The following is a 12,993-nucleotide window of genomic DNA, read 5'->3' on the forward strand; positions in this document are numbered from 1 at the left end:
CCGCCGGACGCTAAAATGGTACCATGGACACTTCGGACCAAGCCCCGGCGACACCTGCGCTCCCCGTCAATCTTGGCTGGGCCCTGGCAACGTTGCTGCGCACCTATCAGCAACAGGTCGAGGCGGCGCTGACGGGGCTGCCGGGTGGCGCGCGCGGCTTTCTGGTGATGACGCTCGTCGAGCGGGAAACCTGCCAGAGCCAGGCCGCCATCGCCGAGCGGATCGGTCTGGACAAGACCATCCTGACCTATCTGCTCGACGGGCTCGAAAAGGAAGGGCTCGTCACCCGCACCCCCGACCCGCAGGACCGCCGCATCCGCCACATCAATCTCACGGCCAAGGGCCAGAAAACCCTCGCCGGGCTGACCCGAACCGTCGAAGGGGTCGAAAAACAGGTGCTCGCGCGCCTCGCGCCCGAGGAAGCGGCGTGGTTCCAGCGCTCCATCGCACGGGCCGCCGGGCTCGATTCGGACAATTCGCGTCCGTCCGGCCAACACGACAGCGTTGAAATCTGCCAGGCCGCCCTGGGCGCCGGCGAAGCCTGCTGACCGGCCTATCGCACCGCCCCTAAAACCCCTCCCGCGCCGTCTGCGGAGCAAGTTCTGGCGCGCCCAGTGCCTTTTCGGCCCGCTTGCGCCGGGCAATGGCCGGAAACTGTTCCTTTTTCGCCCGCACGCACATCGCCCCGGCAAAGGTCGGGCCGAACATTTTGCTGGCCTTTTCGATCATCCGCGCCGACCGCAGGATCGGCCCGGAATGAATGGGCGGGAAAAACAATCCGTCGCGCCAGACTTCGGGCGTGAACGAATGGTCGCGCAGCAGCTTGTCCATCTGCCCGCGCGAATAAGGCTGGCCATAACCGAAGGGATTGGTGTCGAGCCCCGCCCACAGCCCGCGCCGCCGCGGCACCACGATGATAACCCGCCCATTGGGCGCGCAGATGCGCCACAATTCGCGCATCATGTCTTCGGGGTCCACTACATGCTCGAACCCGTGAATGACGATCACCATGTCCATGGCCGCATCGGTCAGCGGCATTTCCAGCGGGTCGCAAAGCACCGTATGCGAGGGCCCTTCGCGCGGCCAGCTCGAAGCGCCCTGCCGCGCGGGCATGAAGGCCAGCACCCGCTCGGCCCCCTTGAGCGCCCCGCGCAGATAGGGCGTGGCAAATCCGAGCCCCAAAAGCCGCAACCCGGTGACGTCTCCGGCCAATTCGCTCACCTGCTGGCGAATCGCCTGCCGCGTCAGCCGGCCCAGGGGCGATTTGTAGAAACGGATCAGACCGTCGACGTCAGGGGTCATCGATTTGTGTTCACTCGCGCCAGATGCAAACAGATCGCTTCTATGTGGGCGGTTTGCTCTCCAACGTCAAACCTTGCATGTGACGGGCGCCCGCCATACCCTCCGGGCAAATCAAACAGGAGGCTCGGCTCATGTCCCTCGAAATCGCCGTTTTCCCAGCGCTCAGCGACAATTTCGGCTATCTCGTCCGCGATACCGCCTCGGGCCGCGTCGCCGCCATCGACGCCCCCGAGGAGGCCCCGATCCTGGCCGAGTTGAACAAACGCGGCTGGCCCCTCACCGACATTTTCATCACCCACCACCACCCCGATCACACCGACGCCATTGCCCCGCTCAAGCGCCATTTCGATTGCAATGTCATCGGTCCCAGAAAGGAAGCGGGCAAGATCGCCGGTCTCGATGCGCTGGTCGGCGGCGGCGATACGGTGACGCTGGGCGAAACCGTCTTCGAAGTCATCGACGTGCCCGGCCACACGCTGGGCCACATCGCCTTTTTCGCGCCCGGGGAAAAAATCCTGTTTTCGGCCGATGCCCTGTTCTCGCTGGGCGTGGGCCGCATGTTCGAAGGCGATGCGCAATCGATGTGGGCCGGGCTCGAACGGCTCAAAAAGCTGCCGCCCGAAACCATGGTCTATTGCGGCCATGAATATACGCTCGCCAACGCAAGGTTCGCCCTTTCGATCGACCCGGACAACAAAGCGCTTCAGGCCCGCGCCAAACAGGCGCAGGACCAGATCGATGCGGGAAAACCCACAATTCCCTTCAATCTGGGCGAGGATTTCGCCGCCAACCCCTTCCTGCGCGCCGATACCCCCGAAATGGCCCACGCCATGGACCACGAAGACGCCCCCGCCTGGCAGATCTTCGGCGCCATCCGCAAGGCCAAGGACAATTTCTAGAGGCCCCAGGCCCGCCACACCCCACCTGTCACCCCGGCCTTGCGCCGGGGTCCAGTACACTCGTCGCCCGAGATAAAACCACCTGCGCTGCCCCGCGACGGCACTTTTCAGGGACGGACAAATGTTGATCCGCCCTAAAGCGCGTCCAGCAAAAGTGGAAACGGTTTTGCGGTTCGGACGCGCGACGAAACAACAACTTAGAGGATTTTCGCGATTCGAAGAAAAGCGGAAATGCCCTAGGCTGAATCGACATTCAACGCATCCATAGCATTGCAGCGGCGAGGTGGAGGAAGCTGAGGAAGTGGATGGCGCGCCGGTCGAAGCGTGTTGCGATGCGTCGGAAGTGCTTGAGCTTGTTGAAGCATCTCTCGATGGTATTGCGGACCTTGTAGGCCTCGAAGTCGTAGGGGATCGGCTGCTTGCGGGTTGGATTACAGGGGATGACCGCTTCGGCGTCCATACTGGCGATCAGGCGGCGCAGGGCGTTGGAATCATAGGCTTTGTCGGCAAGCACACGGCGCGGGGAGAGCCCTTCGAGCAGGGCCGGGGCGAGTGGTGCATCGCCGCGTTGTCCGGGTGTGAGGATCAGCTTAAGCGGTCGGCCCAGCGCGTCCACGGCCATGTGGATCTTGGTCGTCAGTCCTCCTCGGGAACGCCCCAGAGCCTGCTCCCCCCTTTTTGGCCGCCGCCCTTGCCGGTGGCCGCCTGCTGGTGAGCGCGCACAAGGCTGGAGTCCAGGCTGACATACTCATTGTCCGGATCACGGATCAGATGCGTGAACACGCGCTCCCACACGCCGGCCTTGGCCCAGCGGGTGAACCTCTTGTGGACCGTCTTCCACTTGCCGTACCGCTCGGGAAGATCGTGCCAGTGCGCCCCGGATCGCAAAACCCAAAGCACGCCGTTCACGAAGGTCAGGTTGTCAGCGCCCGATCGCCCCGGATCGCCGGGCTTGCCAGGAAGCAAGTCCTTGATCCGGTCCCACTGCTCGGGGCTCAGTTCGTAGCGCTTCGGTCGCGACATGGCGGGGCTCCAGAAAACGAATCTGGAGCCCTATGAATCACACGTCGCCTGCCTTCGTGAACCCCTGAATGTCGATTGACCCTAAAGCCCCTGCCGCAGCTCGTCGATCCGCTGGATATGGGTTTCGAGCTCGGATTTGAGCGCGATCTTTTGCGCATCGGTATAGCGGTTGACCGCCACGGTTCGCTCGAGCTCCTCTATGGCGCGGGTCAGTTTGGCGAGGGCCGGGGCGGACATAAGGCGTCTCCAGGAACAGGGCAGAATGGTGACGGGGAGCGGAGGAACCGCAAACCCGGGCAAGTCGGTTCAAGGCCGCAAGCTGCGGCCCGGGCTTTCGCCCGCCGCGCCGCAGGGCCAGGCCTTTTCGTAGCGCCTCGCGAGGCAAGAAATGGTGATCCCGACTGGATTCGAACCAGTGACCCTCAGATTAGGAATCTGATGCTCTATCCTGCTGAGCTACGGGACCACGCGTAAAGCGCTTAGCAAAATCGGAGGTTGATGGGAACCTGTATTTCCCTGCGGAAACCCCGCCCGCCGCACGTTTGACGTCAGTGCCGCCCTTGCTGCCCCACACTCAAAACAGGAGTACCAGGCCCAGCCAAAAGAACCCGAACAGCATGAAAAAGCCCGGGATCAGAAACTGAAGTTCCCCCAAAAGCCCGTCACCGGCCACGAGTGTGAACACGATGACCAAACTTGTGCTGGCGAAAAAAGCGAGCACGGCCGCTTCGCGCCACCCCAACCCGGCGTCGAGAGCCTCCACCAAACCACCAAAATTGACAACCATGAGCGCCGCCGCGGCCAGCCATAGGACACAAAGCGCAACAAGGATCAGCCCGATCCTCTGCATGGCCCTGGCGTCTTTGCCGCCATCACTTTTCAACGGATCGCTCATTGGACCTGCTGCAAACTGCTTTGGTGACGGCGGACCAGATCGCGCACCCTGTTCGGTTCCGCAATCCCCGAAATCGTCGCCTCGGGACTATCCCCGGCGGTATAGATATCGACGCGGCCCACGTTGAAAATGCGGTCAGCAAAGCTTTGATCGACCCGCACGGTGCGCACGCTTGTCAGCGACACTTCGGTGCTGTTTTTGTTGAGGATGCCCTTTTCGATCAGCATGGCGTGCTCGGAAATCGCGATCCGCTCCCCGATCGACCGCAACCACATGGCAATCAGGATCACGATCCCGACGACGATGGGAATGGTGATGACGCCAAGAAGAAAGACCAGCGGATTGGCCCGAAACATTTTGGGGTGCTCATCGAGCAACAGGTTGGTTTCATCCATGGAAGCGTCCTAATCTGATCGACCGGCGGAGCGATGATCTGCTCACGGTTTTGCTTTTGCTATCAGATACGGTGTTTTTCGACCAGCATCATCCGGGGCAGCGCTCCAAGCGAGGGGAACGGGGCGTTTTGCGTCAAAAAAGCGCAAGCGCGTCCCCGGCGCGGCGCATGGCAGAAGCGGAAATGCTAGAGCGTGTCCAACAAAACCATGTCCTCGACGCGATCGGGGATGGAAACGGTTTTGCGGTTCGGACACGCGACAAAACAAAAGGTTAGAGCCGAGGATTTGATTCAATCAAATCCTGAACGGCTCTAGAACGCCTTGGTCAACCCCAGGCTGACATCGTGGCTGTCATGGTCGAAAAAGCTCACATTGGAAAATTGCCGCGTATAGCTGTAGCTCAGCGCCGGCGTAAAACCGCCCAGATCGATCTGGCTGTTGGAAACCGTGATCCCGGCGCTCAACCGCTCATCGAGGCGCGGCGTGCCGGTGCCGGGGTAATTGCCCAGATACTGGTCGCGAGCGTAGCGCACAAACAGCGCCGTCGAAAATCCGCCCCGCCAATCGCTCACCACCCGTACGTCTCCAAACACCCCATCCCGGTCGAGATGAGCGGCTTGCGTACGCTCGATATCCGCGCCCAGTTGCAGGCTCGCCCGCACGGCCGGGGTGAAGGCATGGGTCACTTGCGCCCCCGCCAGCACCCGAAACCCGTTGCGATAGGCCTGCGAGGCATAGTCCTGCCCCAGCACCGTAAAGCTCAGCCCCACGAGATTTTGCCCGCCAACCGGAACATTGAGCGTCCCGCTCAAGCCATAGCGCACCAGATGCGGATCGAACCCTGAATAGCTCACATCGGCAATCGGGCCGAGGCCAAACCGGGAATTGCCCAAACGCCCCTGCCAGTTCAGCCCCGCGCTCAGCGAAAGCTGTTCGGCCCGTGTGCCCTCGATATCGGTGGTCAGATCGACCGCCGCATTTGCAATGACGGCCTGCCCGTTGCCAAGGGAAAAGCTGTGATAGGCGCTGCCCCCGATGGTGATGCCCGTCCCCGCGGTCCGGCGCGAATCGGGGTCGATCGCAAAATCCATCCCGCCTGCGGCAAAAATCCGGTGCGCGCTGCCCCGGTTGAGATTGCTCGATGGCGCGATGGAAAAATGCATCTGCGCGCCATAACCGCGATTGGCCCGGATATGGTCGAGGCCCGCCTGCGCAATCGTGCGAATTGCGTCGTCGGCGTTGAGCGCGAGACTATCGAGATGGTGCTGCGCGCCTTCGAAATTGCGCGTGGCGAGCAGACTTTTTGCCAGTTCGACACGCGCCGCAACGAAACCGGGGTCGATGGCCAGAACGGCGCGAAAAAGCGCAACGGCATCGGCCGACCTGCCCTGCTGCCGGGCGATCAATCCTTCGAGATGGGTGCGATAAAGGGCATGCAGCGCCGGTTCGGAGACGGCGGCGGCAAGATGGGCTCGCGCGCCGTCATGGTCCCCTAAGGCCATAAGCCGCGCCAGCAGCGCGCCGTCCGGTCCGCGGGCCGCCACCGCCCCGGTCAGTGTCAGCCCCAGTGCCAGAGCGAGGATCAGAATGCGCATCGGCTGTATCCTCTTGAAAAAAAGGGGTACGGCCAATTCACGCCGTACCCCTTTGCAGGTTGGAGGTCTGGCCTCAGTCCTGGGTGGCCGAGAAATAGCCAGTACCTACCGTTTCCTCGCCGCTCAGCGCCATGACGCCGCCCACCTCCTCACCGTCCGCACCGTAGAACTTGCCGCTATAGGTGCCGCCCAGATCGGTGAGCGAAAACGCCGTCAGAAGGTCGCTGTCGGCGGTGATGGTTCCGCTGAACCCCGTCCCCGTGATTGCCGCGCTGTCGAGGGCGGCAGTGCCGTTGACGCATGCGGGACCCACGCCGCCGCTGCACGCCCCAAGACCGATCACCGCGATATTGTCGACAAGCCCCGATATCTGGCCGGCGTTGAAATCCGCCGACATCGCCAGCTCGCCCACGATGCGCGTGGTGTCGTTGAAGGTGCCGCTGTCGGTCAGCGCCGCACCCGCCGCGCCCGAATATGTGGCATTGGCCTTGCCCTCCAGAGCCTCCGGCATGGTTTCGGTGCCCACCACCGCAAAGCCGCTGATCGGCTCGCCTGCGGGATCCCAGAAATAGCTCCACACCTGGTGATGGGCGGTGTTGGACACATCGAGCACATCCACGATATCCCCGTCCCAACTGTTGAGCCGGTAATAGGGCCCCATTCCGCCGGGATCGTCGAACTCGAAGGCATTCCCGCTGATGTCCGCGTCGGTAAAGCTGTAGGCAACGCCGTCGATGATCACATCGAGGCCGCCCTGGTCATTGGCGGCAATCGAAAACGTGGTGCCATCGAGCGCCCGCGTCTCGCCCGCGTCGAAATCGTGCTCGACGGCAGCGCTCATCAGGCTGTTATACGCCATCAGCGTCTCCCCATCCGCCAAAGCCTCGCTCGCCGTGCCCGCCGATGCGGCAAACAGTGCCGGCGAGGGCGTCCCCCCGCCGCCCCCGCCGCCTGCACCACCCCCGCCGGTCGAAGAGCAGCCCGCCAAAAGCGTGCCTGAAAGTCCAATAAGAAAAAACGGAGCATATCTGTGCATGAGATCCCCTCTGAAGCTGCCTCCGAACGCGCCGCAACCAGAACTGCCGCGCGATCGGATTTCTGTCGGAAAGGACGCTACCAACCGGTCGGGGCGCGCAATATCCCCCACCCGGGGGAGGAGAACGCGGCGACGATCGAAATTCGCCCCGCCCGCAGATGTCAGCCGGGCCGCCGCGCCGTGATCGAGCGAACCAGCCCGACAAGAGCGCTTTGCCGGTTGGTGTCGGTCTTGAAAAATATGGACTTGAGATGCGTCTTGGCGGTTTCCCGGCCCATCCCGCACCGATCCGCCGCCTCTGTGAGGCTCAGACCGGATGTAAGCTCAAGCGCAATCCGGGCTTCCGCCGGGGTAAGTCCGAACGCCTTTTTGAGCAGCGCGGCGCTGGGCAGAGGCCGGCGGTCGAGATCGGTCAGCAACACGATCAACCGCGCAAAAAAGAACACGCCGTCAAACCGGTTTGGCACCGGCAGCACATCGAGCAGCAACGGACGCCGTCCGGGCCTTTCGATACGCAGGGGCGCGGAATCGTCCGGGCCCTTTGCAACCACCTTGCTTATGGCCGCCGAAACGCTGCGGGCAACCGTCCGATTGTGGGATGTCACCCTGCGGCCAATCACCGTCAGGCTCTCCCCCATCAACCGTTCGGCGCCGCGTGTCATCTCGATCACCTGCCCCTGGCCGTCGAGCAGGATTGCCGCCTCGTCGAGCGCATCGAGCATCCCCAACCCCAGCGTCGTCTGCACCCAGCCCACGCGCTCGGCCGTCGTCACGATGCGCGCCAGATGTCCCGACACCGCCTGGAAAAGCCTGCGGTCCTCCTCGGAAAACATTCCGCCCTTTTCACCGCGAAACACCGACAACACGTATTGGCGTTCAGGTGTATTGAACGTGATCCCTCCCCACCATTTCTTGTCGAAAGGCAGCATCAGTTCCTGGTAGTAGGGGTTATCGCTATGAACGTCCTCTGTCGCGATATCCTGCTCGAGCACAATGGTCTGTCCCCGGTCGGTCCGCGGCCAGCCGCGGTTGGCCCGGTAGTCGTCTAGGTACCACCCGTCGGCCACAAAACGTTCGGCAAACTCGGCAAGCTCGGACGAAAACGGCAGGTTGATCGTGTCCTCGGCGGCCACCCGTGGCACGGTGATGGCCGAATCCGCCCCGATCGCGTCGCACAATTGCGCCAGCCCCGCCTGCCACAACCCGCGCTCGAACCCGGCCTCGTAAAGCCGGTCCACGGCCTCCCGGACGCCCTCTGGCAGCATGCTCGACCCCCCGAAAACATAGCTTGGGTATTTAAGATCATTACTATGTATAAAGCAAATCCGGGCCTGTATTTCCGCTAATGATCGACCTCGCCCCGGCGTGTATTCGGACAATATATTTCGCTCAGAACTGACCAAATCCCGAAATTTCCACCCCTGTCCTTCAACTATATTGCGGCAAGGCAGGGTCCCGGGCCCTTCGGTCCGGTGGGTATGCCGGACATCGAAGCGGCGGACACGTCTCCACCGCAGCCGCCCCATCTCGAAGAATCGCATAATAACTTGACAATAATTATCATATAATTTTATTGGCCGCTGTCCTGTTCGCGCAAGGAGCCAGTCCATGTCCCCGTTCGATCGCCGCACGTTTCTTTCCGGTTCCGGCGGACTGTTGCTTGCAACGGCGCTCGCGCCGGCCCCCGCCTCGGCCCAGGACGGCGGCTGGCGCTTCCTCGATGACAGGGGTATCGAAATTGTCCTGCCCCATCGCCCGCTCAGGATCGCCGCATCCTATCCCGTCCTCACCACCCTTTGGCCCTATGGCATTCACCCCATCGGCCTGATTGCCCATCGCGAGCCGGCGGCCCTGCCCGGGCTGGAGCAGGCGGGTGTGGACATGAGTGCGGTGGAGATCTTGAAAAACGCGGTGGATGGCTGGAATTTCGAAGCCGTTCTCGCAGCCCAGCCCGACCTGATCGTAACCCATGTCACAGCCGACGGTGTGATGTGGGGCATAGGCGGGAACACCGCCGATCTCGAGCGGCTCCAAAGCATCGCGCCGATCCTCGCCCTGCGCGGCGATCTTCCCGTTCCGGCCGGCATCGCGCGCCACCGTCAACTGGCCCAGGCCTTGGGTGCGCCCGCTTCAGCGCTCGATACGGGACGCGCGGACTTCGAACAGACCGTCGACGCGCTCCGCGAAGTCGCCGCCGAAAAGCCCGACCTCAAAATCCTCGTCGCCGCCCCCGGCGAAGATTCGATTTTCGCCATGTCGAGCGGCCCCGAGTTCCCCGATCTGGCCTTTCTGGCCGAACTGGGCATCGCCATCGTCGATGGCGGCACAAAGGATTTGAGTTGGGAGCAGATCCTCGATTATCCCGCCGACATCATCGTGACCGACGACCGCAGCGGCATCCCCCAGCTCGACCATATTGCGATGTGGACACGCCTGCCCGCCGTCGCCGCCGGGCAGATCTACCCCATCTGGCGCTACCAGCCGCCCTACAGCTATCTCGGCTACGCCCAGGCCTACCGCCCCATCCTCGACGCCCTCCGGACCGCCCGCAAGGTCACCGACTGACGCGGTCACGGGTTCGCACAGAGCCGTCGGCGCCGGACCGGTCGCCGTGGCTTTAACCATCGCCGCGGCATCGGCTTGCCCCCGGCTCCATGGTCTCGCAATCTTGCCGGAACTTTCCCGAGTGCGGTGACGCAATGCATTCAAGACCGGGCGGCCCGGTTGGGCACAAAAGACCCTGGGAGCTTCCCGACACCGCCAAAATCGTCGAAAGGCGATGGCCCCCCGTACACACATCGCCATCGTTCTGGGTCGCTGTTGTTATTGTTTTGCTCACGGCGCTTCTGTGGTTTCCAACCACGGCAACTCTTGTCGCCATGCTTGGCGGGCTCCACCTCTACGTGCTGCTTATCACTTTGCTGGCGCTGTCACTGACCCTCGAGGCCCTGTTCGGAGCGATCCCCCGCTGGCTTTTGGCGCTGCCGGTGCTCTATTTCGGCGGCTATTACGCGGCCCTGGAAACAGAACGCCGACAGGTCCAGGCCATCGAACTGCGGCTGCAGTCGGAAAACGCCCGGACAGCCCTCCAATCCGACATCGGCGAGGTCTCCGTCATGGTGCCCTACGCCTACCGCATGCTGGCAGCACGCCATGAACTCGACAGCGTCCTCGCAGCACCCGGGCCCGGGCCAACCAGAGAGCACGTCACACAATGGACACCGATTATCCAGAATGCGGCGCCCCATGGGTCCGAGGCCGGAACCCTGCCCTGCGCAAAAAACGGTTTCTACGCCCGTGACAGCGCTGGCAATTGGCTCCTGCCCCAAACCGATCACCTTCTGACGCGCGAAGACATCGGACAGGACGATCGCACGATTTCACTTTGCGTTCGCGTCGCCGTGATCGACCCGCTCCCGCAAGGTCTCGAAATCCGCGAAACGCCTTATGAAATGGCAGGCGTTGGCAATGATTTTCAGGCGACCCGGTTTTCCGCCACGCGCAATGGCGCGCTTGTCGGGTCCGCGATCACCGCGCGAACCTGGCTGCTCGGCCCGTTCCCGGTTCCCATGTTTGGATGTTTCCTGATTTCCGGTCCCTCGGCGAGGACCGAATGCGGCGCACAATTTCGCAGGAATTTGACGACCCTTTCAACCGACCCCGATCCCGCACCGGGCTTTGACCGCTCGGGACCAGCCATGGCGCTGGATCTGAAGGCTCGCGCCATATAGTGCCGGTCCGGTTGCCCGCTCACCGTTCCGCCACCTCTTCCAGGCAAAGCGCCCTCCGGGCCAGCGTCCGGTACTCGGGAGCGGCCAGCGGTTCGAGACTGTCGATTTCCTCCGGTGTGAACCACCCTATTTCCGAATGTTCGTCGCAAATGTTTGCCGGCTCGCCCCCGGACCAGTCCAGCACGGCAAAAATGGTCAACAGGTGCGCAGCCCCATTGGCAGAGGCCGGATGCGCGATATCGGCGAGAAATACCGATTGGAGAACGCGGACCCCGATCTCTTCGCCGATTTCACGGATCAGCGCCTGGTCCGCGGTTTCGCCGGGTTCCAGCCGTCCCCCTATGGCATCCCAATGGTTGGGCCAGTTGGGCTTCCAGGCGGCGCGGTGGCCAAAAAGAACCCTGCCGTCCCTGACCAGCAGCCCCGCCGCGACCCTTTGAACAGCCATCCCACGCTCCCCAATCGAGACCGATCGCCCCAACTATCGAAAGCTCGATCCCGGCTTCAAATGGCGCATGGCGAGAGGACAGGCAAAGCCGAGCCTTTTTGCCGACCCTGTTGGCAAGCCGGTTTTGCGCCCGGCCCTGTAGCGCGGTAGGGCTCTATTCAGGCCGCGTTGCGCCCCAGCGCCCTTCGGCTGCCTTCGAGATCCCACACAAGCGTCATCACCGCCAGCGGATCGTTTGGTGCCGCAAGCGAGAGCATGCGGGCCCCGGCCGCGCTCAGCCTGCGGAATTTCTCCCGCGCCCGATGATCCCCGATAAGGTCCTCGGCGGTGCCGGCCCAGCCGATCACCCCATTGTCGTCGAGCGCGTAGAGACGGCTCGGCGCCATGGCGACTCCGGCCTCCCGCTCGCGCTCCATCAGATAGCGCCGGCCAGACCGTCCCGTCCAAAGGACGCTGGCCGCCTCGCCCCCGCCCGAATCCGCAATGCTGTCATATCCGATCATGGCCACCCTCGAAAAACGGCCTCGCATTAGAGTGTTTCCGGGACAAGTGGATGCCACTTATCCGTTTCGGAAACGCGACAAGACAAAACCTGGAGACCTTTCGCCATGCAAAAATGGCGGAAATACCCTGGCCCGCTCCCCGAAAGAAGCGAAAATCTGATTGCCGACCGGCGACCGCGATGGCCAACCGACCCAAAGAGAACAAAATTAGAACAAATTGAAGGAAGCGTCAATCCCATGCACCTTCAAATCGTCCCACTCCTTGCAAGCGATGTCAAGATATTGTGTCCCGATTGCGGCAAAACACAATCTATCGCGTTCCAGTGATAAAAATCGCCGGCGACGGGAAAGCTCAGGACGCGGTCCCCGATTGCGCCTCAAGTTCGTCGAGCCGCGCCCGCAGCCGTGGCGAGATCGGCCGGGCCAGCCCCTTGCGCGCGTCCTCGAGCACCATGGCATCGGTCTCGGATTCGATGCGCGCGATCAGCGTCTTTAAAAAGTCCTCGCCCGACAATCCCGGCGCGATCGGCTCGAGAAATTTCGCCCGCGCCGTGCCCGGCCACAAAATGAGGCTGTTGCGTCCCCAATAGAGCCCCGAGGTCAGCGCCACGGGCACCACGGGCACATCCATGGCCAGATACATCCGCACGATGCCCGAGCGGTAGGCCGGCGTGTCGAGCGGCGCCCTTCGCGTGCCCTCGGGAAAGATGATGACCCGGCAGCCCCGATCGAGCGCGTCGCGCGCCTCCTCCATCATGGCCGGCAGCGCGTCCTTGCCCTTCTTGCGGTCCACCGAGATCGTATCGATCCACCGCGCCGCCCAGCCGAACAGCGGAATGTCGAGCAGCTCCTTCTTGGCGATGAAGGCCGGGTGCCCCACATGGGGCAGGATGGCAAAGATGTCCCAATCCGACTGGTGCTTGGCCCCGATGATGCAGCCGCCTTGCGGGATGTTTTCCACCCCGGTCACCTCGGTCCTGATCCCCACCACCCAGCGCAGGAAAAAAAGGTTCGAGCCGTTCCAGTACTGCGCGATCCCCCAGCCCACGGATTTCAGCCCCGGCGTCAGCTTGGCCATCAGCCCCACGATGATCGCCAGGATGATCGTGTGCAAAAAGAACAACAGATAGAACACCGCCGAGCGGATAGCCTGGACGATCATGGCA

Annotated in this window: 14 protein-coding genes, 1 tRNA gene and 1 pseudogene; 4 read left to right on the forward strand and 12 right to left on the reverse strand. The window is 62.8% G+C overall.

Annotation, left to right across the window (positions count from 1 at the left end; genetic code table 11):
• Positions 1-23 precede the first annotated feature (23 nt).
• Positions 24-548 carry a MarR family transcriptional regulator gene (locus KKY_RS14395; RefSeq protein WP_050811726.1) on the forward strand — a complete coding sequence of 175 codons (525 nt, stop codon included), beginning with the start codon at positions 24-26 and terminating at the stop codon, positions 546-548.
• A 19-nt stretch (positions 549-567) separates the two neighbouring features.
• Here the strand turns inward: KKY_RS14395 and KKY_RS14400 are convergent, their stop codons facing one another.
• On the reverse strand, positions 568-1,302 hold the full coding sequence (locus tag KKY_RS14400) for a class I SAM-dependent methyltransferase (protein ID WP_014132102.1): 735 nt from the start codon (positions 1,300-1,302) through the stop codon (positions 568-570).
• Between the two features lie 131 nt (positions 1,303-1,433).
• Here KKY_RS14400 and gloB point away from each other — a divergent pair, with 131 nt between their 5' ends.
• Entirely contained in the window at positions 1,434-2,201 is a 768-nt protein-coding gene (gloB, locus tag KKY_RS14405) for a hydroxyacylglutathione hydrolase (protein ID WP_014132104.1), read from the forward strand.
• A 253-nt stretch (positions 2,202-2,454) separates the two neighbouring features.
• Here gloB and KKY_RS20095 read toward each other — a convergent pair.
• The 8 genes and pseudogenes from KKY_RS20095 to KKY_RS14445 form a co-directional block, all read right to left on the reverse strand.
• Positions 2,455-3,224 (reverse strand): annotated as a pseudogene (locus tag KKY_RS20095) (IS5 family transposase).
• A gap of 81 nt (positions 3,225-3,305) precedes the next feature.
• A complete protein-coding gene (locus KKY_RS20575; RefSeq protein ID WP_014132107.1) occupies positions 3,306-3,461 on the reverse strand; it encodes a hypothetical protein in 156 nt (51 codons plus the stop codon).
• Between the two features lie 152 nt (positions 3,462-3,613).
• Positions 3,614-3,690 (reverse strand) — tRNA-Arg (locus tag KKY_RS14420).
• Positions 3,691-3,798: 108 nt separating this feature from the next.
• Positions 3,799-4,119, reverse strand: coding sequence for a hypothetical protein (locus KKY_RS14425; protein ID WP_014132109.1), 321 nt, complete (start codon positions 4,117-4,119; stop codon positions 3,799-3,801).
• Positions 4,116-4,514, reverse strand: coding sequence for a PH domain-containing protein (locus tag KKY_RS14430; protein ID WP_014132110.1), 399 nt, complete (start codon positions 4,512-4,514; stop codon positions 4,116-4,118). The genes KKY_RS14425 and KKY_RS14430 overlap by 4 nt, the downstream gene beginning before the upstream one ends.
• 311 nt (positions 4,515-4,825) lie before the next feature.
• Positions 4,826-6,109: a surface lipoprotein assembly modifier gene (locus KKY_RS14435; protein WP_014132112.1), complete on the reverse strand. Its 1,284-nt coding sequence runs from the start codon at positions 6,107-6,109 to the stop codon at positions 4,826-4,828.
• A 73-nt stretch (positions 6,110-6,182) separates the two neighbouring features.
• Entirely contained in the window at positions 6,183-7,145 is a 963-nt protein-coding gene (locus KKY_RS14440; RefSeq protein ID WP_014132113.1) for a transferrin-binding protein-like solute binding protein, read from the reverse strand.
• A gap of 161 nt (positions 7,146-7,306) precedes the next feature.
• The gene (locus KKY_RS14445; protein ID WP_014132114.1) at positions 7,307-8,410 is read right to left on the reverse strand and encodes a helix-turn-helix transcriptional regulator; all 1,104 of its coding nucleotides are present in this window, start codon (positions 8,408-8,410) and stop codon (positions 7,307-7,309) included.
• A gap of 343 nt (positions 8,411-8,753) precedes the next feature.
• On the opposite strand from KKY_RS14445, the gene KKY_RS14450 reads away from it, so the two are divergent.
• Both KKY_RS14450 and KKY_RS14455 read left to right on the forward strand, forming a co-directional pair.
• Positions 8,754-9,710, forward strand: a complete 957-nt coding sequence (locus KKY_RS14450; RefSeq protein WP_014132115.1) for an ABC transporter substrate-binding protein — start codon at positions 8,754-8,756, stop codon at positions 9,708-9,710.
• A gap of 134 nt (positions 9,711-9,844) precedes the next feature.
• Positions 9,845-10,876: a hypothetical protein gene (locus KKY_RS14455; RefSeq protein ID WP_014132116.1), complete on the forward strand. Its 1,032-nt coding sequence runs from the start codon at positions 9,845-9,847 to the stop codon at positions 10,874-10,876.
• A 19-nt stretch (positions 10,877-10,895) separates the two neighbouring features.
• On the opposite strand, the gene KKY_RS14460 is transcribed toward KKY_RS14455, so the two are convergent.
• From KKY_RS14460 to KKY_RS14470, 3 genes are all read right to left on the reverse strand, one after another.
• A complete protein-coding gene (locus KKY_RS14460) occupies positions 10,896-11,324 on the reverse strand; it encodes an NUDIX domain-containing protein (protein WP_014132117.1) in 429 nt (142 codons plus the stop codon).
• Between the two features lie 158 nt (positions 11,325-11,482).
• Entirely contained in the window at positions 11,483-11,827 is a 345-nt protein-coding gene (locus KKY_RS14465; protein WP_014132118.1) for a hypothetical protein, read from the reverse strand.
• A gap of 352 nt (positions 11,828-12,179) precedes the next feature.
• A complete protein-coding gene (locus tag KKY_RS14470; protein ID WP_014132119.1) occupies positions 12,180-12,989 on the reverse strand; it encodes a lysophospholipid acyltransferase family protein in 810 nt (269 codons plus the stop codon).
• Positions 12,990-12,993 lie beyond the last annotated feature (4 nt).

It is taken from the genome of Pelagibacterium halotolerans B2, assembly GCF_000230555.1.
GTDB classification, from domain to species: Bacteria; Pseudomonadota; Alphaproteobacteria; order Rhizobiales; family Devosiaceae; genus Pelagibacterium; species Pelagibacterium halotolerans.

What these genes read in the sequence shown, in the direction of transcription:
- KKY_RS14395 (WP_050811726.1), top strand. Translation starts at nt 24, where the DNA reads ATGGACACTTCGGACCAAGCCCCGGCGACACCTGCGCTCCCCGTCAAT.
- KKY_RS14400 (WP_014132102.1), bottom strand. Translation starts at nt 1,302, where the DNA reads ATGACCCCTGACGTCGACGGTCTGATCCGTTTCTACAAATCGCCCCTG.
- gloB (WP_014132104.1), top strand. Translation starts at nt 1,434, where the DNA reads ATGTCCCTCGAAATCGCCGTTTTCCCAGCGCTCAGCGACAATTTCGGC.
- KKY_RS20575 (WP_014132107.1), bottom strand. Translation starts at nt 3,461, where the DNA reads ATGTCCGCCCCGGCCCTCGCCAAACTGACCCGCGCCATAGAGGAGCTC.
- KKY_RS14425 (WP_014132109.1), bottom strand. Translation starts at nt 4,119, where the DNA reads ATGAGCGATCCGTTGAAAAGTGATGGCGGCAAAGACGCCAGGGCCATG.
- KKY_RS14430 (WP_014132110.1), bottom strand. Translation starts at nt 4,514, where the DNA reads ATGGATGAAACCAACCTGTTGCTCGATGAGCACCCCAAAATGTTTCGG.
- KKY_RS14435 (WP_014132112.1), bottom strand. Translation starts at nt 6,109, where the DNA reads ATGCGCATTCTGATCCTCGCTCTGGCACTGGGGCTGACACTGACCGGG.
- KKY_RS14440 (WP_014132113.1), bottom strand. Translation starts at nt 7,145, where the DNA reads ATGCACAGATATGCTCCGTTTTTTCTTATTGGACTTTCAGGCACGCTT.
- KKY_RS14445 (WP_014132114.1), bottom strand. Translation starts at nt 8,410, where the DNA reads ATGCTGCCAGAGGGCGTCCGGGAGGCCGTGGACCGGCTTTACGAGGCC.
- KKY_RS14450 (WP_014132115.1), top strand. Translation starts at nt 8,754, where the DNA reads ATGTCCCCGTTCGATCGCCGCACGTTTCTTTCCGGTTCCGGCGGACTG.
- KKY_RS14455 (WP_014132116.1), top strand. Translation starts at nt 9,845, where the DNA reads ATGCATTCAAGACCGGGCGGCCCGGTTGGGCACAAAAGACCCTGGGAG.
- KKY_RS14460 (WP_014132117.1), bottom strand. Translation starts at nt 11,324, where the DNA reads ATGGCTGTTCAAAGGGTCGCGGCGGGGCTGCTGGTCAGGGACGGCAGG.
- KKY_RS14465 (WP_014132118.1), bottom strand. Translation starts at nt 11,827, where the DNA reads ATGATCGGATATGACAGCATTGCGGATTCGGGCGGGGGCGAGGCGGCC.
- KKY_RS14470 (WP_014132119.1), bottom strand. Translation starts at nt 12,989, where the DNA reads ATGATCGTCCAGGCTATCCGCTCGGCGGTGTTCTATCTGTTGTTCTTT.